Origin of the sequence: Subtercola sp. YIM 133946, assembly GCF_036553535.1 — a bacterium.
GTDB lineage: Bacteria > Actinomycetota > Actinomycetes > Actinomycetales > Microbacteriaceae > Subtercola.
This window is the reverse complement of record NZ_JAZHPE010000023.1, coordinates 76,278-101,715: the sequence shown is the minus strand read 5'-3', so window position 1 is coordinate 101,715 and position 25,438 is coordinate 76,278. Positions and strand designations below refer to the sequence as shown.

Annotated in this window: 28 protein-coding genes; 13 read left to right on the top strand and 15 right to left on the bottom strand. The window is 63.5% G+C overall.

From position 1 onward, the window contains the following. Positions 1 to 15: 15 nt before the first annotated feature. The gene (locus V3W46_RS08775) at positions 16 to 1,515 is read right to left on the bottom strand and encodes a PucR family transcriptional regulator (RefSeq protein ID WP_331782715.1); all 1,500 of its coding nucleotides are present in this window, start codon (positions 1,513 to 1,515) and stop codon (positions 16 to 18) included. Between the two features lie 141 nt (positions 1,516 to 1,656). Between V3W46_RS08775 and V3W46_RS08770 the strand changes: the two genes are divergently transcribed. The 6 genes from V3W46_RS08770 (at position 1,657) to V3W46_RS08745 (ending at position 8,077) form a co-directional block, all read left to right on the top strand. After that, a complete protein-coding gene (locus V3W46_RS08770) occupies positions 1,657 to 2,955 on the top strand; it encodes an aspartate aminotransferase family protein (protein WP_331782714.1) in 1,299 nt (432 codons plus the stop codon). Between the two features lie 49 nt (positions 2,956 to 3,004). Further along, entirely contained in the window at positions 3,005 to 3,406 is a 402-nt protein-coding gene (locus V3W46_RS08765) for a cupin domain-containing protein (protein WP_331782713.1), read from the top strand. Next, on the top strand, positions 3,406 to 4,812 hold the full coding sequence (locus V3W46_RS08760; protein ID WP_331782712.1) for an NAD(P)/FAD-dependent oxidoreductase: 1,407 nt from the start codon (positions 3,406 to 3,408) through the stop codon (positions 4,810 to 4,812). The genes V3W46_RS08765 and V3W46_RS08760 overlap by 1 nt, the downstream gene beginning before the upstream one ends. Positions 4,813 to 4,941: 129 nt before the next feature. Beyond that, entirely contained in the window at positions 4,942 to 6,246 is a 1,305-nt protein-coding gene (locus tag V3W46_RS08755; RefSeq protein WP_331782711.1) for an ABC transporter substrate-binding protein, read from the top strand. Then, the gene (locus V3W46_RS08750) at positions 6,243 to 7,181 is read left to right on the top strand and encodes a carbohydrate ABC transporter permease (protein WP_331782710.1); all 939 of its coding nucleotides are present in this window, start codon (positions 6,243 to 6,245) and stop codon (positions 7,179 to 7,181) included. Before V3W46_RS08755 ends, V3W46_RS08750 begins: the two co-directional genes overlap by 4 nt. A 44-nt stretch (positions 7,182 to 7,225) precedes the next feature. Then, positions 7,226 to 8,077 (top strand): carbohydrate ABC transporter permease, encoded by an 852-nt coding sequence (locus tag V3W46_RS08745; RefSeq protein WP_331782709.1) that lies wholly within the window; start codon positions 7,226 to 7,228, stop codon positions 8,075 to 8,077. 71 nt (positions 8,078 to 8,148) lie between these two features. Here the strand turns inward: V3W46_RS08745 and V3W46_RS08740 are convergent, their stop codons facing one another. From V3W46_RS08740 to V3W46_RS08730, 3 genes are all read right to left on the bottom strand, one after another. After that, on the bottom strand, positions 8,149 to 9,369 hold the full coding sequence (locus V3W46_RS08740) for an NAD(P)/FAD-dependent oxidoreductase (RefSeq protein ID WP_331782708.1): 1,221 nt from the start codon (positions 9,367 to 9,369) through the stop codon (positions 8,149 to 8,151). A gap of 165 nt (positions 9,370 to 9,534) precedes the next feature. Then, on the bottom strand, positions 9,535 to 10,518 hold the full coding sequence (locus V3W46_RS08735) for a zinc-binding dehydrogenase (protein WP_331782707.1): 984 nt from the start codon (positions 10,516 to 10,518) through the stop codon (positions 9,535 to 9,537). Continuing rightward, entirely contained in the window at positions 10,515 to 10,961 is a 447-nt protein-coding gene (locus V3W46_RS08730; RefSeq protein ID WP_331782706.1) for a MarR family winged helix-turn-helix transcriptional regulator, read from the bottom strand. The genes V3W46_RS08735 and V3W46_RS08730 overlap by 4 nt, the downstream gene beginning before the upstream one ends. 406 nt (positions 10,962 to 11,367) lie before the next feature. On the opposite strand from V3W46_RS08730, the gene V3W46_RS08725 reads away from it, so the two are divergent. Then, the gene (locus V3W46_RS08725) at positions 11,368 to 12,354 is read left to right on the top strand and encodes a hypothetical protein (RefSeq protein ID WP_331782705.1); all 987 of its coding nucleotides are present in this window, start codon (positions 11,368 to 11,370) and stop codon (positions 12,352 to 12,354) included. On the opposite strand, the gene V3W46_RS08720 is transcribed toward V3W46_RS08725, so the two are convergent. After that, complete coding sequence (locus V3W46_RS08720; protein WP_331782704.1) at positions 12,327 to 12,776, bottom strand: MarR family winged helix-turn-helix transcriptional regulator; 450 nt, start codon at positions 12,774 to 12,776, stop codon at positions 12,327 to 12,329. The genes V3W46_RS08725 and V3W46_RS08720 overlap by 28 nt on opposite strands. 101 nt (positions 12,777 to 12,877) lie before the next feature. Here V3W46_RS08720 and V3W46_RS08715 point away from each other — a divergent pair, with 101 nt between their 5' ends. Next, on the top strand, positions 12,878 to 13,327 hold the full coding sequence (locus V3W46_RS08715; protein WP_331782703.1) for a RidA family protein: 450 nt from the start codon (positions 12,878 to 12,880) through the stop codon (positions 13,325 to 13,327). Between the two features lie 53 nt (positions 13,328 to 13,380). Here the strand turns inward: V3W46_RS08715 and V3W46_RS08710 are convergent, their stop codons facing one another. Next, positions 13,381 to 14,598 carry a DNA polymerase domain-containing protein gene (locus tag V3W46_RS08710; RefSeq protein ID WP_331782702.1) on the bottom strand — a complete coding sequence of 406 codons (1,218 nt, stop codon included), beginning with the start codon at positions 14,596 to 14,598 and terminating at the stop codon, positions 13,381 to 13,383. Between the two features lie 181 nt (positions 14,599 to 14,779). Further along, a complete protein-coding gene (locus tag V3W46_RS08705) occupies positions 14,780 to 15,787 on the bottom strand; it encodes an oxidoreductase (RefSeq protein ID WP_331782701.1) in 1,008 nt (335 codons plus the stop codon). Positions 15,788 to 16,180: 393 nt separating this feature from the next. Here V3W46_RS08705 and V3W46_RS08700 point away from each other — a divergent pair, with 393 nt between their 5' ends. Further along, positions 16,181 to 16,984, top strand: a complete 804-nt coding sequence (locus V3W46_RS08700; RefSeq protein ID WP_331782700.1) for a helix-turn-helix domain-containing protein — start codon at positions 16,181 to 16,183, stop codon at positions 16,982 to 16,984. A gap of 154 nt (positions 16,985 to 17,138) precedes the next feature. Here the strand turns inward: V3W46_RS08700 and V3W46_RS08695 are convergent, their stop codons facing one another. The 3 genes from V3W46_RS08695 to V3W46_RS08685 are packed head-to-tail and all read right to left on the bottom strand — an operon-like array spanning position 17,139 to position 18,406. Then, positions 17,139 to 17,591 carry a hypothetical protein gene (locus V3W46_RS08695; protein ID WP_331782699.1) on the bottom strand — a complete coding sequence of 151 codons (453 nt, stop codon included), beginning with the start codon at positions 17,589 to 17,591 and terminating at the stop codon, positions 17,139 to 17,141. Next, positions 17,588 to 17,998, bottom strand: a complete 411-nt coding sequence (locus V3W46_RS08690; protein WP_331782698.1) for a helix-turn-helix domain-containing protein — start codon at positions 17,996 to 17,998, stop codon at positions 17,588 to 17,590. The genes V3W46_RS08695 and V3W46_RS08690 overlap by 4 nt, the downstream gene beginning before the upstream one ends. A 30-nt stretch (positions 17,999 to 18,028) precedes the next feature. After that, positions 18,029 to 18,406, bottom strand: a complete 378-nt coding sequence (locus V3W46_RS08685) for a hypothetical protein (RefSeq protein ID WP_331782697.1) — start codon at positions 18,404 to 18,406, stop codon at positions 18,029 to 18,031. 463 nt (positions 18,407 to 18,869) lie between these two features. Here V3W46_RS08685 and V3W46_RS08680 point away from each other — a divergent pair, with 463 nt between their 5' ends. Continuing rightward, entirely contained in the window at positions 18,870 to 19,517 is a 648-nt protein-coding gene (locus V3W46_RS08680) for a hypothetical protein (RefSeq protein ID WP_331782696.1), read from the top strand. On the opposite strand, the gene V3W46_RS08675 is transcribed toward V3W46_RS08680, so the two are convergent. The 3 genes from V3W46_RS08675 to V3W46_RS08665 all read right to left on the bottom strand — a co-directional run bounded on the left by V3W46_RS08675 (position 19,514) and on the right by V3W46_RS08665 (position 20,849). After that, complete coding sequence (locus V3W46_RS08675; protein WP_331782695.1) at positions 19,514 to 19,651, bottom strand: hypothetical protein; 138 nt, start codon at positions 19,649 to 19,651, stop codon at positions 19,514 to 19,516. The genes V3W46_RS08680 and V3W46_RS08675 overlap by 4 nt on opposite strands. Before the next feature lie 2 nt (positions 19,652 to 19,653). Continuing rightward, entirely contained in the window at positions 19,654 to 20,160 is a 507-nt protein-coding gene (locus tag V3W46_RS08670) for a hypothetical protein (RefSeq protein ID WP_331782694.1), read from the bottom strand. Between the two features lie 137 nt (positions 20,161 to 20,297). Further along, a complete protein-coding gene (locus V3W46_RS08665; protein ID WP_331782693.1) occupies positions 20,298 to 20,849 on the bottom strand; it encodes a hypothetical protein in 552 nt (183 codons plus the stop codon). Between V3W46_RS08665 and V3W46_RS08660 the strand changes: the two genes are divergently transcribed. The 3 genes from V3W46_RS08660 (at position 20,848) to V3W46_RS08650 (ending at position 22,565) form a co-directional block, all read left to right on the top strand. After that, a complete protein-coding gene (locus tag V3W46_RS08660) occupies positions 20,848 to 21,417 on the top strand; it encodes a helix-turn-helix transcriptional regulator (RefSeq protein ID WP_331782692.1) in 570 nt (189 codons plus the stop codon). The two genes, V3W46_RS08665 and V3W46_RS08660, sit on opposite strands and share 2 nt — an antisense overlap. A 343-nt stretch (positions 21,418 to 21,760) precedes the next feature. Continuing rightward, on the top strand, positions 21,761 to 22,438 hold the full coding sequence (locus tag V3W46_RS08655) for a hypothetical protein (RefSeq protein ID WP_331782867.1): 678 nt from the start codon (positions 21,761 to 21,763) through the stop codon (positions 22,436 to 22,438). Beyond that, entirely contained in the window at positions 22,362 to 22,565 is a 204-nt protein-coding gene (locus V3W46_RS08650) for an integrase (RefSeq protein ID WP_331782859.1), read from the top strand. Before V3W46_RS08655 ends, V3W46_RS08650 begins: the two co-directional genes overlap by 77 nt. Before the next feature lie 510 nt (positions 22,566 to 23,075). On the opposite strand, the gene V3W46_RS08645 is transcribed toward V3W46_RS08650, so the two are convergent. Next, positions 23,076 to 24,125 carry an LLM class flavin-dependent oxidoreductase gene (locus V3W46_RS08645; protein ID WP_331782691.1) on the bottom strand — a complete coding sequence of 350 codons (1,050 nt, stop codon included), beginning with the start codon at positions 24,123 to 24,125 and terminating at the stop codon, positions 23,076 to 23,078. Positions 24,126 to 24,129: 4 nt separating this feature from the next. After that, entirely contained in the window at positions 24,130 to 25,431 is a 1,302-nt protein-coding gene (locus tag V3W46_RS08640; RefSeq protein WP_331782690.1) for an O-acetylhomoserine aminocarboxypropyltransferase/cysteine synthase family protein, read from the bottom strand. Positions 25,432 to 25,438 lie beyond the last annotated feature (7 nt).

The window sequence follows — 25,438 nt, the reverse complement described above, 5'->3', positions numbered from 1 at the left end:
GCCCTGCAGCTCCGGTCACTCGAGAAGCTGCAGGGCACTCCACAGCTCTGCACGTGCAGCGAAGCTCTCGAGGTCTGTGCTCAACGTCGCATCCGCGACCCGCACCCGGCTGCGGAGCGTGTGGCGATGCACACCCAGCTCCCGCGCCGCCGGATCCCACGCGCCGTTGTGCCAGAGCCAGACCCGAAGCGTTCGAAGCATCATGTCGCGTTCGTCTTCGGGCAGGTCGAGCACTGGCTGGAGCAGGCGTTGCGCGACCAATTGTCCGCCCGACGTCGCCAACAAACCCTGCAGGCCCTGTTCGGCGAGATGCTCGAAGCGAACGAAGGGCTGCTCACGGCTGACAGAGCGTGCAGAGCGCCGCGCCTCGGTGAGCCCGCGCGGCAGATCGGCCCATCCGACCGCAGCCGAGCATCCGGCGCCCAGGCCGTGCCGCCGCAGCACCGATTCGAGCTCTTTCGGGTCACGCGACACGACGAGAATCTCGTCGCCACGTTCGGCGTAGAACATGCCGCCCTCGTGTCGCGCGGCGGCGAGCTCGAGTTCGTCGAACAACGACTGCCCGCTGACCGTGCCCGCGACGACCGAAACATGCACCGGCTCGTCGGGCAGCGGGCCCCAGAGGCTGGTCGCGGTACGGTCTGCGACATCGACGACCCCCGAGAGCAGAAGTTCGAACAGGCCCGTCCGCAACCGGCGGCGGGCCGCATCGAGCGCGCGCCGCTGCTCGAGGGCGATGCTCGCGAGCCCGATGACACTGCCCACGAGGTCGTTCTCGGCCGGATCGAACGGCGTCGTCGTTCCGACGACCAGCACGCCGAGCAGGTGGCTGGTCTGGCCGAGGGTCTGCATCGTGTAGCCGACACCGTCGTCTGAGACGCGCACGCTGGCACGCGCGCCCCGCGCAAGAGTGGCCAGCACCTCTGCCTCCACCTCGCCGCGCAGTCGCTCGGGCACGGGCTCGAGACTCGGCACGGTGAGCGCCGTGCGCGCCGAGTCGTAGAGACCGACCCAGCAGCCCAGACGCCTCGAGAGTTCGAGCAGGATGGCCGGGAGCCCGTCGGCCCGCAGGGCCGCGCGGGCGACAGCGCGCTGGGCCTCGAGCGACCACTCCAGCCGGGAACGCCGGTCGTCGGCGATGACGTCAGCTACGAAGCGGATGATCGCAATGAACGGGATGGCCGGGTCGACCTCGAACAACGGAAGCCGGGCCGCGTCGCACGCCGCAATCAGATCATCGGGAACCACGTCGGTGACGACACCCGTCGCAAAGCCGAGGGCCAGCACACCCGTCTCGCGGAGGCGCCTCACGTAGTCGACGACGAAGTCATCGCGCTCGGACTTCGTGGCGGCCGGAGCCGATGCCACAGCAGGGTTGACGGCGAACTGCGCGCCGTTCGTCAGCAAGACCTGGCCCGGTTCGAGCCACGGCGTCGGGTCTTGCAGGTCAGAACTGTGCACCCAGTTGACCGGCACATCCATCACCGCGTCGTCAGAGCCGGTACCTGCCAGCACGCGAATGCGGAATTCTCGGTGCGAAACCAATCCCCTCAGAGTCGTCGGCATGCTCGCCACGCTCCTTTCTGTCTAGCGTCGAGCTCAGCGTTCGACAATTCAGCAGACCGAGACTAACCCGATTCGTCGAGACTGAGACGCATGAGCACAAACGAATCCGTCAGCCTCGCCGACCGCAGCTCGGTCTTCCACTCCTGGTCTGCCCAGGGCTCGCTGGCGCCGATGGCCCTCAGCGGGGGTTCGGGCTCGACGGTCTGGGACTTCGACGGAAACGACTATCTCGACTTCTCGAGCCAGCTGGTGAACGTCAACATCGGCCACCAACATCCGAAGGTCGTCGCGGCGATACAGGAGCAGGCCGCCCTGCTCACCACCGTCGCCCCCGCTCACGCGAACGAGACTCGCGCTCGAGCGGCCGAGCTGATCCTCGAGCGCGCGCCGGGTGCGTTCGAGAAGGTCTTCTTCACCAACGGCGGCGCAGACGCGAACGAGAATGCCATTCGCATGGCCCGCCAGGTCACCGGCCGCGACAAGGTCATCTCGCACTACCGCTCCTACCACGGCAACACCGGCGCGGCCATCGTGGCCACGGGCGACTGGAGACGGATGCCGAACGAATACGCCCGTGCACACGTGCACGCGTTCGGGCCGTACCTGTATCGCTCGGAGTTCTGGGCCGAGACGCCCGAGCAGGAGTGCGAGAGAGCCCTGCAGCATCTCGAGCGAGTCATTCAGTCAGAGGGCCCCGAGACGGTCGCCGCGCTGCTGCTCGAAACGATCCCCGGCACCGCCGGCGTTCTCGTACCACCGCCCGGGTACCTGCGGGGCGTGCGCGCTCTCGCCGACCGTTTCGGCATCGTGTTCATCCTCGACGAGGTCATGGCCGGGTTCGGGCGCACGGGAGAGTGGCTGGCGCTCGACGCCTTCGGTGTCGTTCCCGATCTGATCACCTTCGCCAAGGGGGTGAACTCCGGCTACGTTCCGGTCGGTGGCGTCATCATCAGTTCGCCGATCGCGCACTACTTCGATGACCGCGTGTTTCCGGGAGGGCTGACCTACTCCGGGCATCCACTCGCCGCCGCCAGCGTCGTCGCGACCCTGACGGTGATGAACGACGAGGGAATCGTCGAGAACGCGAAGACGGTGGGTGCCGAAGTACTGGGCCCTGGCCTTGCCGAACTGGCGCAGAGGCGAGACGTGATCGGAGACGTCAGAGGCACCGGCGTCTTCTGGGCCGTGGAGTTGGTGTCTGACCGGGCGACGCGCGTTCCGGTCGACTCCGCAACGATGGTGAAGGTCAAGAACGAGCTTCTGCAACGGGGGCTCCTGCCGTTCATCAGCGAGAATCGTATCCATGTGGTGCCCCCGGCCATCGTCACCCGAAGCGAGGCCGCACGTGGGCTCGCCATCATCGACGAAGCGCTTGCAACGCTCTTCTGACACCACCCCACCACCCTCTCCACCTGATTCCCGTGAGCAGAAGAAGACAATGACGACATCGCTACAGCCCAACACCGTACTCAGGGCGGGGTCGGTGCGCCTGGAGCACCTCGATCTCGAGGCGGCCGACGTTCTCTGCGGAGACCCGAAGACCCGGATTGCAGAGCTGGCGGTGATCGACGACGTCTCGGTGGGTGTCTGGGAGGTCACGCCCGGCATCGTGACAGACACAGAATCTAGTGAGGTGTTCGTGGTCATCTCGGGCTCGGCCGTCGTCGAATTCGAGAATTCCGAGCGGATGCTGCACCTCTCCCCCGGCACGATCGGCCGACTGGAGGCGGGCACCCGCTCCCGCTGGACGGTGACCGAGACTCTGCGCAAGGTCTACATCACGCTGCCCGATGCGTCGGCCGCCCAACGAGGCGCGCCTGCGTCGGAAGAGAGGGCCTGATGACGAACCCCGCGTACGGGCACGAGCTTCGAGGCTCGCGCGAGCAGATCGCGGCCTCGCTGGCCGGAGCATCCGCGACCCCCTTCTGGCTCGACGCACCGGCGCCCGAGCCGACCGCAGCGCTGCGGGGGGCGCTGACGACAGACCTGCTCGTGGTAGGCGGCGGGTTCTGCGGTCTCTGGACCGCACTGCTGGCCAAAGAGCGCGATCCCGACCGTGACGTCGTGCTCATCGAGGCCAACCGCATCGCCTGGGCAGCCTCTGGTCGCAACGGAGGGTTTCTCGAGGCGTCTCTCACCCACGGTGACGAGAACGGCGAGCGCCACTTCTCGTCAGAACTCGAGGCCATCAAGCGGCTCGCCCACGACAACTTCGAGGAGTTCAAACGAACCCTGAGTCGCTACGACATCGATGCCGAATTCGAGCAGGAGGGTGTTCTCTCCGTGGCGACCGAACCCCACCAGGTGCAGGAGCTGCTCCGATCGGGCGACCACGTTCTGGTCGGTGAGGAACTGGCCGCGGTCACGACATCGCCGGTCGCACGCGCCGGCGTCTTCACCGAAGACGACGTGGCGCTGGTCAACCCCGCAAAGCTCGCGTGGGGGCTGCGCGAGGCGTGTCTCTCGCTGGGCGTGGCGATCTTCGAGAAGACCCCTGCGACTCGCCTGGTCAACGCGGGTGCGACGGTCGTCGTGACGACCCCGTCTGGTCAGATCACGGCCAGGCGCGCTGCCCTCGCGACGAACGGATTCCCCTTCCTGCTGAAACGCAACGCACTCCGCACGGTGCCGATCTACGACTACGTTCTCGTCACCGAGCCGTTGACCGACGAACAGCTCGAGCAGATCGGCTGGCAGGGTCGCTACGGAATGACCGACCTCTCGCGCCAGTTCCACTACTACCGCAAGACGGCAGACAACCGCATCCTCTGGGGTGGATACGACGCCGTGTATCACCGGGGCCGGCGCATCCGGCCCGCGTACGACCAGCGCCCCGAAACGTTCGAGCGGCTCGCAGATCATTTCTTCACCGCACACCCCAGCCTTCGCGGCATCCGATTCACGCACGCCTGGGGCGGCATGATCGACATGTCGACGAAATTCGTCTCGTACCAGGGGCTCGCTCTCGGCGGCAAGGTCGCCTACAGCTCGGGATACACCGGTCTGGGCGTCGGCGCTACCCGCTTCGGCGCATCCGTCATGCTCGACCTCCTCGCGGGCCGAGACACCGAGCGAACGAGGCTCTCGTTCGCAACAGCCAAACCGTTCCCGATACCACCCGAGCCCATCGCCTACCCCGCGATCCAGCTGATGCGCAGGGCCATCGCCGAATCCGACCAGAACGGCGGCAGAGACGGGATGCTCATCAGAGCCATGGAGCTCCTCGGAATCGGCTTCGACTCCTAGCTCCAGCCGGGATCGGGGCCCGGGGAACCACGAGCTTCCTCTCATATGACTTTCGCGCAGGCTGGCAAGCCCCTGTCGCACCGATCGAGTATTTGTGACGATAAGACACCGTCGTGAGGAATGAATCGGATGCAACTGAATCGTCGAACCTTCTTGATGGGAGCCGGTCTTGTTGCGGCTCCCCTGGTACTCGCAAGCTGCGGATTCGCGCCGCCCGCGACCCAGTCGTCGGCGGGCGCCGATACGCTGACGTTCACCACCTGGGGTACCGACAGCGAGCTGGCTGGTTTTCAGGCGGCGATAGCCCGCTTTCAGAAGGCGAACCCTGGAACGACGGTCATGTTGAATGCCGTTCCGTACGCACAGATGTTCACGAACATCGACGCGCAGCTGCAAGCCGGGAACCCGCCTGACGTCTTTCGCGTGCCGTATTACACCTTCGGCAGTTATGCCGGCCGCGGTCAATTGTTGGATCTGAGTTCTCGTCTACCGGGTGGCTTCAGCGACTCGTTCACGCCGGCTGCGTGGGCCGCGGTGCAGAACACGGGCAAGACCTTCGGCGTTCCGCACCACACCGACACGTCAGTCATCTACTACAACAAGGCTGCCCTCCAGTCCGCCGGTATCGGCGCTGTGCCGACGACGCTCGATGCAGCGTGGAGCTGGGATGAGTTCCAGCAGGTACTCCAGACCCTTCGAGGCTCGCTGCCTGCCGACAAGTATCCGTTCGCCTACAACTGGCAGGGCAACGGTGTGACACGCTGGCTGAGCTGGTTGTTCGAGTCGAACGGGCGCTTTCTCAGCGATGACCTGATATCTCCCGCCATCGACTCCGACGCCGGCCGGGCTGCTGTCGACTACACCCGCACCTTCTTCTCGGCCGGGTTCGTGCCGCAGAACAACTCAGTCAAATCGACCACCCTCGCCGCCGATACCTGGTACTCGCAGACTGCTGCGATGTCGTCGGGCGGCGCGTTTCAGATTCCGGATGCCGCCAAGAATCTCGACTTCGACTGGGGCGTCACCTACTCCCCCAGAAACGCCCGCTCGGCCGGCGACTTCGGTGGTAACGCCCTCGTCGCGACTGCTGCCACAACCAAGCCAGACCTTGCAGCCAGCTTCTTGCAGTTCATGACGCAGCAAGAAGAGATGAGCCAGTTCTGCGCCAGCGCGTCGCTCCTGCCCACCCGATCCGACCTGACCTCGAGCGGAATCGATTTCGCCGTTCGCCCCGAACTCTCGCCCGTCTTCGTCGGCCAGGCCAGCACGGTTCAAGCCCAAGACTCAGCCCAGGTCGCCTCCCCCTCCATGTCGAAGATCATCACCGTCTTGAAAGACCAGCTCGAACTGGCCTTCGTCGGCGGCCAGAGCACGGCCGACACCCTCACGAACATGGCCACCGGTATCGCCGGGGCGACGTCGCCCACGCAATGACAGCAGCAGGCATCCCGGGTCGCGCCGCCACCGCCACTCTGCCTCGGCGTCGCCGATCACGTTCACGTTCCATCAGGTCGTCGCTCTCGGGGTACGCGTTTCTGTCGCCGAACCTCATCCTCCTCGGTGTGTTCGTTCTGTTTCCCCTCGTGTCAGCCGTCGTCATCAGTTTTGAGCGAACGAACGGCTTCGGCACGGGTACGTTCACCGGCCTCGATAACTATGCGCGGTTGGCAACAGACCCGGTGTTCTGGCGGTCGACCTTCAACACGGCACTGTTCACCGCACTGGTCACTCCGCTGTCGATGGCCTTGGGGCTGGGTGCGGCCGTACTGATGAATTCGGTGTTGCCCGCCCGCGGCCTCTTTCGAAGCATCCTGATCGTGCCGATGGCCATCTCGGGTGTCGCAACCGCACTCATCGGAGTGCTGATCTTCGATCAGAACAACGGCGTGCTCGACAAGCTGCTGCGCTTTTTCGCACTGCCGGCCATCGACTGGCAGTCGGGAGGCGCCGCAGCATTCGCTTCGGTGGTGATTGTCACGCTCTGGTGGCGGGTCGGATTCAACATGCTGATCTACCTGGCTGGGCTGCAGGGCATCAGCCCCGAGCTCTACGAGGCCGCCCGGCTCGATGGTGCCGGCGGCTGGAACCGTTTTCGCTACGTCACCGTGCCGCTGGTCGGACCGTCGTCGTTCTTCCTGCTGATCATGAATGTGATCTATTCGTTCCAGGTCTTCGACATCGTCTTTGTTCTCACCGGCGGAGGGCCCCAGAACGCCACCTCTGTGTTGGTCACCTACGCCTACGACAACGGATTCGTCACGCGGGATCAGGGCTATGCGGCCGCAATCGGTGTGGTTCTTCTGCTGCTGACACTGACGTTCACTGCTGTTCAATGGCGGGCCAGCCGGTCGAGAGATCTCGTCGAGTGAGCGCCGCAACGCAGCTCAGGCCGGCAGCCGGTACGCGAACGTCGGTGCCCGTTCGCAGACCACGTGTCTCGAGTCGCGGCGGCAGTCGGCGGTGGTGGGCGCTTCGGCTCATCATCGCGGTGGTCGTGTCGGTCGTGGTCATCTTTCCGCTGTACTGGATGATCGTGGTGGCCTTTTCGAGCCGATCCGACCTCCTCGGCGGTGACCTCCGGCTGTGGCCGAGCAGCCTGACGCTCGACAACTTTCAACGCGTATGGTCATCCTTCCCGGTTCTCACCTGGTTCGGAAACTCTGCGGCCATCGCCCTCACCGTGGCGATCATCACCGTCAGCGTCAATCTGCTCGGTGGTTACGCTCTGGCGCATCTGAGGTTTCGCGGGTCATCGGTGCTGTTTCTCATTGCCCTCTCGACGCTGATGATTCCGGTGCAAGTGATCATGGTGCCGTTGTTCAATCTGGTCACCGGCCTCGGGTTGTACGGCAGCTACTGGGCCGTGATCCTACCGACGGCCGCCAGCGCGTTCGGTCTGTTTCTGGCACGACAGTTCATTCTCGCCATACCCACTGATCTCATCGAGGCCGCACGGATCGATGGCGCCGGCAACTGGCGGGTGTTCACCCGCATCATCCTGCCCCTGTCGAAGCCCCTGATCGCGGTGCTGTTCTTCATGAGCATCCTGCAGACATGGAACGACTTCGCCTGGCCGCTGATCGCTCTCAAGCAGAACGCGCTCTTCACGCTTCCCATCGGCTTGCTGTACCTGCAGGGCCAGTTCGGGTCGGACTACGGTGGCACAATGGCCTTCGCCCTGCTGAACGTGGCACCGATGATCGTGCTGTTCCTCGTTTTCCAGCGCTACTTCGTGCAGGGCTTCGCGCGCAGCGGAATCCGCTGACGCGAGCCACGGCAGAGCGTCAGACAGGCCACGACGCTGTTCGGACGGAGCGGGCTGGGCACCGCCCTCGGTCAGGCGCGACCCTTCAGGATGAGGTGCCAGTACACCCACGGCAGAACGTAGCGATCCGCCACGAAGGTGAGTCGGCGTTCCTTGGCCAGTCCCTTCCAGAATGGAATTGTCGGCATAGGTCTGTACCGATCGTCGAACTCAGCGAACACGACACTCGACCGCGACACCACGAACGGGCACACCGAGTAGCCGTTGTACGTCTCAGGTAGCGTCTTGCCTTTCAACGCAGCTGCAAGGTTCTTCGCGAGCACCTTCGTCTGCTGCCGCAGAGCTCCCCCAGACTTGGAGTTGAAAGACGCGGCTGCATCACCGAGTGCCCACACGTCGGAGTAACGCGGGTGCCGAAGAGTCAACGAATCGACGTCGACGAAGCCGCCCTGGTCTGGATCGACACACAAGTCGGTGGCTGGGAGCCAGTTCGGAGCTGATTGCGGCGGCACCGCGTGGAGAACGTCGTAGGCGAGCGTCTCACGAGAGCCGTCGGTTCCTTCTGCTGCGATCTGGATGGTCTTCTCAGCGGCATCGACCTCGACGAGTTGACGGCTGTAGCGGACCTCGATTCCGTATTCGGCGACCTTGCGCTCCAGCTCAGCGTCGATCATGGGCATACCGAAAAGCGAGGGCGTGGGCACGACCAGCACAACCCGGATATCGTTCAGCACGCCCTCCTGTCGCCAGAAGTCGCACGCAAGATACATGGGTTTCTGGGCCGCTCCCGCGCATGTCGCCGGCCCCGCCGGCTGAGTGAAGACCACCGTACCGCCGCGCACCCCCCTCAGTACCTTCCACGCTTTCTGGGCGTATTCGTACTCGTAGTTCGAAATCCCGAACGGAGAATCCATGGCCTCTCCCAGGCCTGGAACTGCGTCCCAGTTCTTCTGAATGCCCGGGCAGACGATCAGCTGGCTGTAGCTGACAAGCTCCCCCGAGCTCAGAGAAACCGTCTGAGCGAGCGGGTCGATGCCGTCGACCCGGGCTTTGATCCAGCTGACCCCCTTGGGCATCACCGACGCTTGGGGCTTCGTCGCCTTCGCCGGTGCAGCTGTTCCGCCAGCAACGTGGGAGAACATCGGCTGATAGAGGTGCTGCTCTCGAGGCTCGATGACTGCCACATCGTCGACCTTGTAGCGGCGCAGACGACCCGCGACAGAAAGCCCCGCGTTACCTCCGCCGATGATGACCACGTTGTGATGAACAGAGCTCGATTGACCATATTTCATCGGCCCACCGTAGGCAGGTTTGTCTCCTGGTAGCCAGGGGGGGCAAGCATTGTTGCCGCAACGCGCCACGATGTGCATTCGCCGGTTCGTCGCGTCTGAGATTGTTCCGGCATCTGTCGGTCACGCACTCCGTCAACGCCAGACCGAAGAGCGCGAAGAGAAGGGTCAGTCGACGACGACGACGGCCTTGCCGCCGACCGTGTTCGCCTCGAGGTCGCGATGGGCCTGCACGATTTCGCCCATCTGGTAGACGTGCCCGAGGGGCACCACGGCCGAGCCCTCGGCGAGTGCATCGAGATAGTCCTGGAGCACGGCCGTCGGCAAGCCCTCGGCCTCCCCCGAATACGCGGTCAGCCGAACGCCGTTCGGCAGCCAGTCCATGGGGTAGAACTCGGGGATGATCCAGTCGTCAGAGAGCATCCCTGTGAAGCACACGGTGCCGCCTTGGCGCGTGGAACGCAGGGTGTCGCGCATCACGTTGACACCGACCAGCTCGATGGCGCCGTCGACGCCATCGCCGAGCAGTTTCCGAACATCCGCAGCAACCTCACCAGTATCGACGAGTGGATGATCGACCCCGACCGAGCGCAGAAGGTCGAACCTCGCCCCACTGCGCGTCGTCGAGATGACCGTCATGCCGCGCCGTTTCGCGAGCACAGCAGCGGCGAGCCCGACCGACGAGGTACCACCGCGGATCAGGATGCTCTGGCCGTCGACGGCCTCGAGCCCGACCGCGATCGAACCATACGCCGTCTGCAGCATTTCGGGGACCGCCCCGAGCATCGACCAGGGCAGATCGCTGGTGAACGGAATCACCTGCGAGGCGGGCACCGATACGAACTCGGCATAACCCCCGTCGAACGAGCGGCCCATGCCGCCCATCATCGTCATAACCTGGGCTCCCGGCTCGAATTCACCACCCGGCGCATGGTCGATCACGCCCGTCGCTTCGATTCCCGGAATTCGGGGAAAGTCGCCGGTCGACGCGACGCCTCGACGAAAGTGCAGCTCAGAGCGATTCAGCCCGAACGCCTTCACGCGGATGATCACGTTGCCCGGCGCGGCCACGGGCCGCTGCACATCCCGAAGCTGCAACACCTCAGGTGGCCCCGGATGATCGATCTGCACGGCTCGCATCGTCGCAGTCATGACGCCAGCCCCTCGGCTCGAAGCGATCTCCTGATCGTTGACAGGGTTTCTGCGAGCTCCGTGGCTCGCGTTTCGCTGAGCCCGTCGCCCAGCATCTGCTCAACGTGACCGGCGGCCGACGCGGCAGCAGCGTGAAACGTCTCGCTTCCAGATGGCGTCAGGGCGACCACCATGGAACGCCGGTCGAACGGATGAGCATTGCGCACGGCGAGGCCGTCTCGCTCGAGACGATCGACCAGCTTGCTGGCCGCACCGACGGTGATCTGCAGGTCGTCAGACACGTCTTGAACCCGCGCTCCGCCGGCCCGGTCCGCAATCGATCGCAGAGCCTGAAGGTGCGCGACGCCCAGATGGCCATCTGCCTTCAGGGCCCCGTCGAGCTGGTTCCACAGATCGATTTCGAGCCGGACGATTTCGGAGAAGAAGGTCGCGTAGGGATGCATGACCAGTCAAACTCCATTCCTGTGAACTATATTCCTCGGAATTGAAAAGAGAACAAGCGCATGGCCGCGACCCGGCGCCTGAGGTACGAGTCGAATATAGTACGCTTCTTGACTATCTCGATCGAAATTATGTGGGAGTCTTATGCCGAACGCTGATCCAACACCCGTCGATCTCTGGTCGCGATATGAGATCGAGCGCGCCGACGATGTCGCAACGGCGACTCGGGTCATCGAGGCCGCACAGGCGCTTCGGGAACAGCTCCGTGCCGAACAGTCCGACTCGGAGAGACGTGGAACATACTCACCTGCGGTGCACGAACGCATGAGGGAGAGCGATCTCTACCGCATCACCGCCCCGAGGAGATTCGGTGGTCTTCAGCTGCCACTCCCCGTGTTGACGAAGTCAGTGATCGAGATCGCACGTGCCGACCCGGGCAGCGGATGGTGTTACGCGCTTGGTGCCGGGCACCAGATCACTCTCGCGTCGTATTGGCCCGCAGACGTTCAGGCCGTCGCCTTCGGCCCCCGGGGCGAGTTCATCGCTCCCCACAATTTCGCACGGACGGGAAAGGCACTCAAGGTCGATGACGGATGGCTGGTCGACGGCGAGTTCCCATTCGGATCCGGCGTGCCGTATTCGACGCACTTTCTTCTCACCATTGCCGCCTCCGGCAGCGATGCAGCCGACGATTCCGTCACACTCCTGCTCGAACGTGCGGAATACGAGGTACTCGATGACTGGTCGGGTGCATTCGGCATGAAGGCGAGCGGCTCGAACGCGGTGCGAGTGTCGGGCGTCGTCGTGCCCGACGCCAGGGCGATCATCCGCGGATTCGACGACACCGACGCCACGAGCACCGTCGGCAGCCGCCTCCACGACGATCCGCTCTATTTCGGGCGCACCGACGGGTACCACTATGCGGGGCTGGCTGCCGTGATTGTGGGCACTGCGCGCGCGGCATTCGACGAGTTCGAGCGAATCGTCACCACATCGATGAGCGCGAACATCCGGGGTGCCGGTAAAGCCGACGACCCGGTCTACCAGGAAGTTCTCGGGGGCGCCCTCGCGTCGATCGACTCTGCTGAAACCCTGGCACTGGCTTCTGCCGGCTCGTACGTTCGTGCAGCGCGTCGCGCGGTGCGCAGCGGGGAGACCTTCACTGCGTTGGATGCATCGCGCATGGCCGGGCTGGCGCGAACGGCCGGAGCCCTGGCTACTGCCGCTATCGATGAGATGTTCGTGTACGCCGGCACGCTCAACGTCAGCGACGGAACGCGAATGCAACGGTACTTTCGCGACTCCTCGATGTTCCGAACACACGGGCGCCAATTGCCCCGATCGTCTGCGAGTCAGCTCGCGCGGGACTACTTCGCCGATTCGTCGGTCGCGTGATCGGGCAGCGTCTCCGGCACATTCGTCATCATCTTCGCGAGCAGTCCGATGAGCTGCTCCCGCTCAGCCTGATTCAGAGCTGATGCCCAATGCCTCTCGCGTGCGTTCACGCCCAAGACGATCGTCGCAATCCGGGCTTGGCCCTCCTGCGACAGTGAGACGAAGACGACGCGAGCATCCGCCTCAGAGTACGACCGCTCGACCCAGCCGTCGCGAACCAGCGTTTTGATGAGCGACGAGACAGCCGAGCGACTCATTCCACTGATCGCCGCCACCCTCGAGCTCTCGAGCGGCCCGGCGAGCCAGAGGATCGCAGCGACATAGAACGCCGGTGAACTGAGCCCGCCCGGGCGCTGGGCCCACGATTCGATGTCGTACGACACCATGCGCGACACTCGCGTGAGAAGGAGCACGAGGTGCATGGCAGAACGATCGATTTCAGGCAAACGATCGACCGTGAGATCTACGTAGTTCTGCGTGTACGACGAGATGTCGCTTGTCTTGAACGCTTCGCTTCGCGTCAATGCAGCGCGAGCCGATTCCTGTGGCGTACCTTGCGTCAATCGATGCTCCATCTCGTCGCTGCGGCGACAACTCTACTGTGCACCCACCGGCGGCGAACCCCTGCGGGGCCGTGGTGCCCCTTCTGACGGCGCTTGCGGGTCAGGTCTCTTGGGACGCGGACGGGCGTCTTGTCGGAGAAGGCGACCTCACCGCACAAAGCGAGCAGGCGTACCTCAACGTCGCCCGAGCGCTGATAGAACTGGGAGCATCCACAGATGACATGACCCGAGTCACCGTGTACGTCGTGGGTATGACACCAGAGAGCACCGCAATGGTCATGGCCGGCCGCCGCCGCGCATCCGACGCTCTCGGTGTCGAATTCCAGCACCCCGGCACCTTCGTCGGCGTAACTGCGCTCTGGGACCCGAACTACCTCATCGAAGTGGAAGCCACTGCCATCATCGACTGAAGGAAATCATCGCCGCACAGCGCCCTCCAGCTGATCATCAAGCTATTGATACGTCAACGCGCCCAGGGGTCGTAATCGGCCAGCAGCGGCTCCTGGGCCGGGCGGATGCCCTCCGGAACGTGCTGCAGATTCACCCGCACGCGGTACCAGAGTGAACTCGAGCCCCTCATGCCGTCGATCAGCACATCGGCCGGATGAAGGGCGGCTGCGGCATCCGGATGCCCGGCGCGCCACTGCTCGTACAACTGCGTCGCCTCGCCCTTCGTCTTCGTGCGCGCGACCTCGATGAGCGGCATCGTCGATGATCGACGACCAGACCCGTCGGAGCCCCGGGGCGGCTTCTCCGCCGGGCCGAGCTCTTCAGCGAGGCGCAGCAGTCCCTCGAGCGACCCGGCCGCCTCATCGATTCCGCGGTGCGGGTCGCCGATGTCGGCGAAGCGCTCGAGCACGGTGGCCACGGTGAACTGCTCGGGCTTCAGCGCGCGCACCTCGCTCCATTCGACCGGAGTCGAGACCCGGGCATCCGGGAGCGAACGGATGGAATAGGCCGAGGCGACGGTTCGATCCTTCGCGTTCTGGTTGAAGTCGACGAACACGCTTTCGCCACGCTCCTCCTTCCACCACCTGGCCGAGGCCAGCCCCGGGGCGCGGTTTTCCACCTCTCGCGCGAGCGATTCCGCAGCAAGCCGCACCTCGGCGAAGCTCCACTCGGGGCGGATGCGGATGAGAATGTGCAGGCCCCGCGACCCGCTCGTCTTCGGCCAGCCCACCAGCTCGTAGTCGGCGAGCACCTCCTGGGCGATGTAGGCCACGTCGACGATCTGCGACCAGTCGACACCGGGCATCGGGTCGAGGTCGACGCGCAACTCGTCGGGGTGGTCGAGGTCTTCGGCGCGCACCGGATGCGGATTGAGATCGAGGCAGCCGAGGTTCGCCACCCACGCCAAGCCGGCCGCGGAGCGCACGACCGTCTCCTCGGCCGACGTGCCGCGCGTGTAGTGCAGGGTCGCCGTGTCGATGTACGGCGGATGGCTCTCGGGCACCCGCTTCTGAAAGAAGGCCTCCTCGTCAATGCCCTTCACGAACCGCTTCAGCACCATCGGCCGGCCGCCGGCCCCGCGCAGGGCGCCCTCGGCGACGGCCACGTAGTAGTTCACGATGTCGAGCTTTGTGAGCCCGACGTCGGGGAAGACCACGCGGTCGGGGCTGGTGACGCGCACCTCCTCGCCGTCGATCTCCACAACGGCGGCGGGCGTCTTCGCTGCACTCATGCTGAAACGCTACCGCCGGGCGGCGTGGCGGCGGAAGCGGGTAGCGGTCGAGGGCGCAGCTCACCGGTTCGCGGGCCGGATGACCGCCTAGAGGGCCAACGCCCCCGCCACCGTCGCTCGAGCTCGAATCCGGTCCCGATCGAGATGCTGCCGATTGGTTCGACCCGGCTCCGGTGAACGTTCAGCGTCGGGCGCGCTTCGTTGCGAGCGTGAGGGCAGCAGCTCCCACGATGGCGCCCGCTGTGAGCCAGGCAGCCGTTTCCGCTTTGGTTGGTGCGCCGCCGACAGCTGCAATCTCGGCGCCAGGTGGAACGGGTGACAGGAAGTGCACTCCGGTCAGTGTTTCTGAGAGGTCCCAGAGTTCGGCTGCTGCTGCAGCGTTTCGGGCTGTTCGAGTCGAGAAAGCGGGGCGGGGGTAGCCTCGGATCTCTCCGGGGCCGCCTGGTCCGTAGTACTGGCCACTGGTCGCGTTCGGAGAGGTTGCTGCGTAGAGGGAAGGAAGGGCGCCTTTCGCGCTGTTCTGCCCGACGCTCGTGAGGGCTGCGATCAGAGCGCTCTGCACCCGATCGGTGTGGGTGTGGAGTTCGGTGCGTGCCATGCCCGGATGCGCAGCGATCGATCGGACCGCGGATCCGGAGGCGTGCAGGCGCCGGTGCAGTTCGTACGAGAACATGAGGTCGGCGAGTTTGGACTGTGCGTAGGCGGGCCAGCGCCGGTAGGTGCGCGTGCGCCAATTCGGGTCGTCGTGGTCGATGCGTCCGATGATGTGCGCGAGGCTGGAGACCATCACGACACGTTCGCTGATCTTCGGCAGCAACAATCCGGTGAGGGCGAAGTGTCCGAGATAGTTCGTTCCGAGCTGCAGCTCGAAACCGTCGGCCGTGCGTTGCTCGGGGGTGGCCATCACTCCGGCGTTGTTGATGAGCACATCGACGTGGCCGGTCTGGTCTGCGAATCGGCGGACGGAGCCGAGATCGGCGACGTCGAGTTGCCTCACCGTCACATCGCCGTTCATTCGCGTCGCCGCGGCGGCACCTTTATCGGTGTCGCGGCAGGCGAGGATGACGTGCGCGCCGTGTGCGGCCAGGGCGCTGGCGGCCGCCTCGCCCAGGCCGCTGTTGGCTCCGGTGACGATGATGGTTCTGCCGGTCTGGTCAGGGATGTCCGCTGCGGTCCACCGAGATGTCATACCGCCAATCTACGCAGCAGAAGAGACCCAGCGGCCCCGTCGCAGGGGCCTTGACATCCGCAGCCGCACGGACGGCGACCACGATCGCCGGATTGGGCGGTCGCAACTGTCTCCAGATTGATCGACCTGGTGTCATTCAGGGCAGTCGAGAGGTGTCCAGACGGGGTGCAGAGCACAAGAAAACCCCCTGACTTCCGCGTGATGACAGGGAAGCAGGGGGTTTGAGAGTGGCGGTACCGGTGGGGTTTGAACCCTAGTCGCGCCCCGCTAAACGCATCGCATCCTGCCGAGATGCCCGTATTTGCAGTGCTCTTGAGCAATATCGATACGGTTACGACACCGCACGATGAGGTGTACCGTTGCCATTCCGTTGCCACTAGTAGTGTTCGGGGCATGGGGGACGAACTTGAGATCGTCGTGGGCACCACAGCAAGTGAACGGCGGGCCGAGCGCGTCCGGCAACACCACGACCAATGCCAGGAGTCCCTCGCCCACAAACTCGCCTATGGGGGCAGCGAACGTCGAACCGCACTGAACCTGAGAGTGCGCGGCGAGCTTGTCTTCTACTGGATTCCTGACATCGAGGAGTTGAAACGAACGGGCGATCTCTACGGGGCACTGAACCTCGCGCGCGAATGCATGGTCGCGGTCGGGAACAACCGTGAATGGGACACGATGCCGCCCGGCTGGGCCGCGAAAGTCGCAATCATTGAACGCAAGCTTGGCAACTATCGGGCCGAGGTCGACGTCCTAGAGCATGTGCTCGAAATGAATCGCTCCTTCCCCGAGCAGTTCCCGCCGGCCGATGTCGAGAAGCGGCTGACGAAAGCCCGCAGCTGCTCGTGGCGCAGTCAGCTGTCCGTTCGTAGCTCGTTCGACGAGATCCTGCAGCCCGGCCAAATCAACTACCTCGACTGGTTGTTCGAGGAGTGGCCGGACACCCTCGGTTTCAACGACACGATGCGGTTCATGCATTCATCCGGTGCGCTGGTCACCAGATGGCTACAACGCGGTGAACTCCCAGGCGACCGCAGCGGTGGTCACTGGAGGATCTCGAAGACCGAGCTTCGAGCAGCGTTCGAAGCCGGTAGCAACCACACCATGGAACCCGTACGACGACCTGAACCCGAACCGCCCACGGCGAGAAAGCCGTGGCTTGAGAAGACACTCGAAGAAATAGGCCGCTCCAGAATCTGAAACTACGGCCGTAGCGTGAACTACGCGCACCTAGACGACGACGGACCGACCACCGGCGTCACGCCGGCCATATGAGCCCACGCTTTGAGCCCTATATTGGGGACTGGAGCTCCGGCCCATGCTGCGTCCCATCGTCCTGAGAGCCCCAAGGGGGTCAGGCGGAGGGCTCGTCTGCCGAAAGGTCGCGTGGATCTTCACCCTGCTGCAAGCTGAAGTCACCTTGCTTCACAAGACCAAGTATCGGGGCCGGATGACCCAGCCGTGAGGCCATGCTGAAGACCGTTTCGCGGATGAATGGATAGACGGTCATAAATGCAACCCGCTCCGCAAACTCGATGATCACGGCTTGATCAATATGAGTCTCTTGAGACAAAACGTAGCGAGCCGCTATATCGACCGAGTATTCCCCCGCCGTAGCTTCAAATTTGTACACAAATCTGATCCACAGGAAGCCCCGTTCATGTCGGACAGCTCCCGATATTGCGGACCGGTCTTCGAATCCTTCATCCTCGCGGGCAACGCCCCTCGCCACGATTTCGTAGACTTCGATGCCGTCGATGTCTATGGATTCAACAAGAGCCTCTATGTCCGTGATCGGGCCACTCATGCTGACAGAGCGAAAGCAACCTTGGCGGCGGGCACGGTGCGGGTGGTTCGCACCGGCGCGAACGCCGGGTCTTCTTGACGGCCTGCGAAGACGAAGGACACCCATTCTCCAGAGTTCGCGAGCTGGCCCTTATCTGCCGCGACAGCATGGCCTACGAGCGCTCCAACGGCGAGGGCATACCTGCGCACTGTCGAGAGCTTCGGGTCGCTATCGTAACGTTCAAACGATGCTACCGAGGGTTGGGTGATTCCCAATCGATCGGCAACTTCTTGCTGAGTAAAGCCCTGGCTCTCACGGACCTTCACCAGAGACCTTAGAAACTCGCGATCGCGTCGGACGAGTTCAGCAGCGCGAAGTTGATCGGGCGAAGTCGGATCGATTCCGATCAGTTCAGCTAGTTCTTGCATAGAGTGGAGTCTATACGCACCGAATGTCGGCTACGCGAGTGGATTTTCGATGTTTCCCCAGAGCGTATTGTCTGGGTCGTGGTAACGCAGAATGGCCCTCTGAATCTCACCGTTCTGTCGTGCGGTCACCGATAGAGGGTCACCTGAGGTGTCCTTCAGGTGAAATCGAAGCGAGACCAGGATGGACAAGTCACTACTTGGTTCGGCGTGGTACAAGCGGTACTGCTTGCCGTCGACGTTCCACCTCAGTTCCCACAAGACAGGGTCCTGAGCGATTTTCTTGACCTCGTCCTGAGGCGTCAACCCGCCTTCCTGCGCCAATTGCATGACGGAGCTGATCTCGGCGTATAGCGCGTGCTTCTGGATATTTGTGAGCCCTTCGAAAACCGCCGCCATCTCTGCGATCACGTGTGGAATCACACTTGGACCGACGCGACAGTGGACCCAATCCAGAGGAACCACTCGCGGCGTCGCGCAACGTGATACTGGATTCGGCACGTGTTCCAATCAGACTCATTGACTGAGCGAGAGTCTAGCCAGACTTGCCGTCATTCATTCCGAAGCGCACTCCAACCGGTCGAAGTGGGTTCATCGCGCACGTGTGATGCGCGCGTAGTTCACACGACTCTTCATCACTGTCCCGGTACAACCGGACTCCGCGCGCACGCGTCGCGCCTGTAGTTCACTGCTCGCTGCACTCGACCAGTCAAAGCAGCCCGCGCGCGTGTGATGCGTAGGTAGTTCAAATGGGGCGGTTCGAACGGTACGAAGGTAAAACGGGTGGGTCCCTCTGCCGAACGTTCGGCATCGGCCATGCGCGTGTGCGCGTTGCGCTTGTAGTTCACCATCCGGCTCTCGCTAGTGTCTGGGCATGGGTAATGAGCGAGTGGAGGACCTGTCGGGGAGTTTCGAATTGGATTCGGGATGGTCAAGAGCCACGATGATGCTGAATCACGTTCGACCGATCTCTTTCGATGTATGGGTGCCAGATGATGACGCCAAGTCCATCGCTATTGGCTCGGCTCGAGTGGAACGGGTTGGGGGCCCATCGGCGGCTGACGAGGCATACAGGCGTGATCTCTATTACTGGGTGGGCCGTCTCGCGGTAGCCGGAGGCAAGGCTGAGGCGGCCATGAAGCGTCTTCTGGTGCTGGATAGGAAGCTGGCGGAGCGTTCATTTGAGGAAGTCGACGAGACTTGGGCGACTCTGGTGAAGCTTCTCCGATCAACTGAGCAGAACATCCCGGGTTTGAAACAAGTTCTCGATTGGAGTGACACGAACCGGGTGAAGATTCGACGCGATGACGCGATCCACTGTGACTGGTGGGACTGGGCCGACACCGAGCTGACGAAGGGCCGAACGTTCCGCAAAGGGCCTTCAGCGCTGGTCGTCGACAAGTTCGACACCCTCACAGACGCCGCCTTAGCGGTCGAGGAGTTTGCGTCCCGCCTCGATGAACTCGTCGGCTTGCGCTGGTTGACAATGCGGATCATTTCCCCTGATGCTGACGCGCGCTAGTCGCCAGCACTGAGCATGTCGACGTACTGCTGAGCTTGCTCGGCGTCCAGGTGGTGGGCGCGCATGTATGCCACCCGGATCTCGTCATCGGTTGCGTACTCGAGCGCCGCGATGTCGATGTCTTGGGTGATCATCGCTACGATGACCGGGTCCACGCCGGCGAGAGACCGCACTGGCGTCGGCCTGCTCGATGCTGTGGGCCCCTGTGAGCGCTTCTCCGCGTGGGTGGCTGTTGAGTGTGCGGGGGCTGTTCCACGGCGGCTAGAGCCGGCAATGCACGCAGCTGTGCGCCTTTCTCATCTAGGCGTCGCCGCCACGCTTCGATCTGGCGGCGGGTGTCCCGTTCGACGAGCTTCGGGTTACGTCGACGTGGGTCGTACTTGTAGTGGAGGTTGTGCTGCTCTCGTTTGCGTTGCTTCTCCCACGCGTGGAGCCTCGCCATTCGCTTCAGCGTGAACTCCTCATCGCCGAGGTTCTCCGAGACGAGTTCACGCATCGCGTTGACCCACTGCTCGGCCGAACGTTCGTCGATCGCCAGCATCTCGAGCTGCTTCGCGCGCACCCGTTGCTCGTCGGAGTCGATCCACATCACGCCCGCCTGCGGACCCAGGCTGCTATCCGACATCCGGCGGACGCTCGACATGTGATTTCCCTTCAGTACTGCGAGGTGATCCGGATGCAGCCGGAAAGGCCGTCTTGCGTGAGAGATGACAGAGTTGAGAACCCACCGTGGTTGATACCAACACCGCGTGCGTCGCCGCCAGATTTCAGTTCGTCACCTCACGAGTTCGGGAGCGTCAACCAACCGCCCGCGAGAGGGAACGACTGGCTGGTGCCGTACGACGGTGCGCCGCCCGGTTTGCTGGCGTAATTGTGGAGCGCGAAGGTGGGGTTACCGGCGGACTGCGACTGAATCGAAACATGGATCTCCACCTTCTGAATCACCGCTGTCGCGGGGACGGTGTCTGCGATCTTCGTGCCGTAGAACCATGCACCCTGCCAATGATCCTGGGACAGCACTTGCGGGTTTGACCAGCCTGACCCGTACGTGGAGGAGTAGGAGCCGGCGTCGTACGCGTTGAACGTGTCGACGTGGTTGCTGACACCGCCGCCCGGGTTCGGGGGTGGGGTGATGGTCGCTGAACCGGTCGACATTGGGGCGACAGCGAACCCGCCGCCCTGCCACACCAGTTTCCACAGGTCACCGACCGTCGGGGTTGTGCCGACAGGGTACGGGACGGTCACGTTGCCAAAATCGGTGCTGAGCGTGCACCAGTTGCCCGTCACACCGGTGATCGTGCCTTCGCCAGGCTTCGGGACGGCGGCACCCATGCGAGTATTCCAAAGCGAAGACGACGCGTTCGCTGTCACCTTTCGACGAGCCAGAGAGCGCAAGGGGCTCACCCAAGAAGACGTGGCTCGTCACATGACGATGCGCGGGTACGACTTCCATCAGCAGACCGTTTACAAGATCGAAAGCGGTAAACGAAAGGTCACCGTAGGTGAGGGTGTCGCTCTAGCCGAACTCGTCCATATTCCCGTGGAGTCTCTGGCTGATCGATTCCCCGACTCTCCCGAATCGCTAGCAAACGATGTCCGCCGTGCCGGTCGCGACTACGCCGAAGACCTGTTCAATACCGCAGCGAACATGATTGGACTGCGTTCGTTCCGAGCTATATACCTAGACGCCGTTCAGAAGTACGCCGAGCATCCGACCGCTTGGGTAGAGGACCCCAACGGCGATCGAGTGCCAATGACGGAAGTATTTCTCTCACTAGCCATGTTTCCGGGCATCGGCGATTACCTAACGGCGTGGAAGGAGCCCCTCGCAAATCCCGCCGCGCGCGCGACGCTCAAGGCGTCCGGCTGGGACCCCGACGAGGAGGAAGAGTTTGGGTAGCGTCCACTCGTACACGACGGCTGCGGGCAAGCGATACCGGGTGCTCTATCGCAAACCCGACCACTCGCGGGGCCAGAAGCGTGGGTTTAGGACTAAGCGTGACGCTGACCTGTACCTGGCGTCGGTTGAGGTGTCGAAGGCTCGAGGCGAGTTCATCGACGCGTCAGCCGCAAGATCAACCGTGAGCGCGCTCGGAGTCGAATGGCTGGCGTCACAGACGCACCTCAAGCCGTCATCATTTCGGCCTGTCGAGATCGCGTGGCGGCGGCACGTCGAGCCGAAGTGGGGTATGCGCGCAGTAGGCACAATCCGACACACTGAGGTGCAGACGTGGGTGTCGGAGATGAGCGCCGACTCGGGTGCCACGACCGTCCTGAGGGCCTACGGAGTGCTCGCTGCGATCCTCGACAACGCCGTGAAGGATCGACGCGTCAACGCCAACCCAGCTCGCGGGGTGAACCTCCCGCGCAAGGTCGGAAAACGCCGCGTATACCTGTCGCACGACCAGGTGCAGACCCTCGCCGACAGTGCCGGCCAAAACGGCACCCTCGTCCTCTTCCTCGCCTACGCGGGCCTTAGACGGGGAGAGGCGACCGCACTCCGCATCCGAGACATTGACACGCTCAGACGGCGTGTGCTGGTCAGCGAGAACGCTGTCGACGTCAGCGGCACGATCATCGTCGGCACCCCGAAGTCGCACGTCACCCGCTCGGTGCCGTACCCGGCGTTCCTGTCGCTGCCGATCGCCGCTCTCTGCCAAGGCAAGGATCGTGACGCACTCTTGTTCGGCGACGGACACAGTCACATGCACCTGCCGCACTCGCTGAGGGGGTGGTTCGCCTCGGCCGTCAGGAAGTCGCAGGCGGCCGACCCGACGTTCTCGCGGCTGACGATACGACATGCGACACACGGCTGCGAGCCTCGCAATCTCGGCCGGCGCGAATGTGAAGGCGGTGCAGCGGATGCTCGGTCACGCCTCCGCCGCGATGACGCTCGACACGTACGCGGACCTGTTCGATGACGACCTTGACGCCGTTGCCACGGCTCTGAATAAGGCCAAGAATTCTGCGGATGTTGCCAAACCGTTGCCAGAAGCACCTCCGGCGCAAGCAAACACCCCTGACTTCCGCATGATTACGGGGAAGTAGGGGGTTAGAGAGTGGCGGTACCGGTGGGATTTGAACTCGAATGAGCCTCAGATACCCATGGTGGATGGGGCCAAAAACCCCGGAAATACAAGGATATTGGGTCTCATGGAGGCGCACCAAATCACATGAATTTCAACCAAGTGTGTCCAAAATGTGTCCAAACCTCGAGAGCCGGGACTTTGGCACCTAAGCCTTTCGTCCAGGCAAATGCGGAGCGGTCCACATCAACGTCGGGCGCGCAAATAGCAAATTCGGACCACTTTGGGTATTGACGTAACGTTCATTATCAGCGCAACTTCACCGTAAGCCATAGGGCGATGTCTGGGCCACCGCCGACCAACATAGTCGCGCAACCATCTGCGCGACGAGCACATGCCGATACGGGGGCGGGGTGGGCCCCGATCGGACACGAACGCGCCGTATCAATCGTCAATTCGTGGAGCTGCATAGGTCATCAACTGCGCATCCCGCGTCCGCGAGCGGTACCGCCAGTTGTGAAAGTGGGCGTCGTCAGACGGCGCTGTTGGTGAGTGAGCGTCGACCGACGAGCGGAATCAGGTCGGCTGCGATGCGCTCCAGCTCCTCGTGCAGTGGAGACGATTGAATAAGCAGTAACGTCAGCCCGGCATCCTGATAGGCCAGGATGCGTTCGGCGACCTGCTCAGGCGTGCCCACTAGATTGGGCCGAAGTCCACGCGTGCCGACAGAGTATTCGCGTTTGCTGAGCTCGACGTCGAGCTGCGAGTGAGCGCGGAACTCCTCAAATGAGGCGTAACCCGGAGACCCGGGATCCACCGTCGTGATGCGATCGAGCTCCCGCTGAGCCTCGGCTTCGGTGTCGCGAACGATGACGTACGCTGCCATTCCGAACTCGGCGAAGTCGGAACCTGTGACGCGATTGCGGCGCTCGTTTAGGTCAGTCACCTTGTCGCGCACTTCCTCGACCGTGCCGCCGTGCAGAACGTACGAGTCGGCGAATGCGGCAATAGCGTCGCGACCAGCTTCACTCTCCCCTCCAGCAAAAATCGCGGGCAGCTTGTTCGGCTTCGGCGAGAGCACGGCCTCATCGACCGAGTAGTACTCGCCGTTGTAGCTGAACGGAGTAACGCTCCACAGGCCCTTCAGTATCTCGACGAATTCGGTCGCCTGAGAGTAGCGGGCGTCATGCGTGGTGAAATTCCCTCCGTACTGTTTCGCTTCTTCGGCCCACCACGCCGCCACGACATTCAGGGCGAACCGGTCGGAGCCGATGTCGGTGATTGTCGTCGAGGTCTTGGCGGCGACCGTGGGCAGGTGAAAGCCCGGCCGGATCGCAGTCATCACCCGCAGATTATCGGTGACGGCCAGAATCGCGCTGCTGAGCGCCCACGCTTCGAGGCTGGGGGCCTCGATGCCCTTGCGGTCGTTCAGGTACAGCTCGGGCACCAGAGTTGTGTGGAAGCCGAGGCGATCGGCCTGCACCGAGATCTGTTTGATGTAGTCCCACGTAGCGGGCATGCCCTCGTCGCCGACATTGCGCAAGAAGCCGCCGTACACCGGCGTCCAGTATCCGAAATCCATTGGTCTACTCCTTTGTCAGTGGCTCGCGTGTCAGCAGCTCGAGCGATCGGGATATGTCGCCGATCAGGTCGTTCGGGTCTTCGAGACCGATCGAGAGCCGCACCGTGCCGTGCGAGAAGCCAGCTTCAACAAGCTGCTCCTCGGAAAGATGGCTGTGTGTCATCGTCGGCGGGTGGATGACGAGGCTTCGTGCATCGCCGATGTTCGCCACCAGGCGGAAGATCTGCAGAGAATCGATGAATCGCTGTGCCGCCGCTTCGCCGCCGGCGAGGTCGAACGAGAAGACCGATCCGGTGCCCTTCGGCAGGTACCGGCGGCCCGGCTCGTACCAGCGGTTGCCTTCGAGGCCCGCATAGTGCACCGCCGCGACTCCGGAATGGGCATCGAGGAATCGTGCCACGGCGAGAGCACTAGTGGTCTGTCGTTGCACGCGCAGGTCAAGTGTCTCGATGCCCTGGAGGATCTCGAAACTGTTGAACGGCGAGAGCGAAGGGCCGAGGTCGTGCACGAGCTTTGTCTTTGCGTAGACGAGGAAGGCGCTGCGTTCGCGGCCGAACGTCGTCCACAGCGTAACGTCGCTGACGCGGTCGTAGGGTTCTGTGAACTGCGGCCACCGTGCGGGGTCGGCACCGAAGTCGAAGGTGCCGAGATCGACGATCACCCCGGCCAGCGAGTTGCCGTGCCCGCCGAGGAACTTCGTCGCCGAATGCACGACGATGTCAGCCCCGAAGTCTTTTGGGCGCTGCAGGTACGGTGTCGCGATCGTGTTGTCGATGATGAGCGGAACGCCGGCCGCATGCGCGATGTCGGCGATCTCCTGCACGGGCAGCACGCTGTTGATCGGGTTGCCGATCGACTCCGCGAAGTAAGCACGAGTCTCTGGCTGCGCCGCGGTACGCCAGGCCTCGAGGTCGTCCTGGTCGACGAACGTCACGTCGATTCCGAAATCGGCGAAGGTGTCCGCCAGAAGGTCGACCGTTCCGCCGTAGAGCTGGCGCGCGGCGACGATGTGCTGGCCCGATTTGGCGAGGGTCAGCAGAGCGATGGCGGTGGCCGCCTGACCAGAAGAGACAGCAAGCGCCGCGACGCCGTCTTCGAGGGCAGCGAGGCGTCTCTCGAGGGCGCCCTGCGTCGGGTTGCCCGTGCGTGAGTACAGGTTGCCGACCTCACGCAGCGCGAAGATGTTCTTCGCCGACTGGAAATTCGCGAACTCGTAGGCGACGGTCTGATAGATCGGCACGACGGCCGGATTCTGCGGCTCACCGTTCGACGCTCCGGCGTGCACCTGGTCTGTGGCGAAACTCACTGCAGCA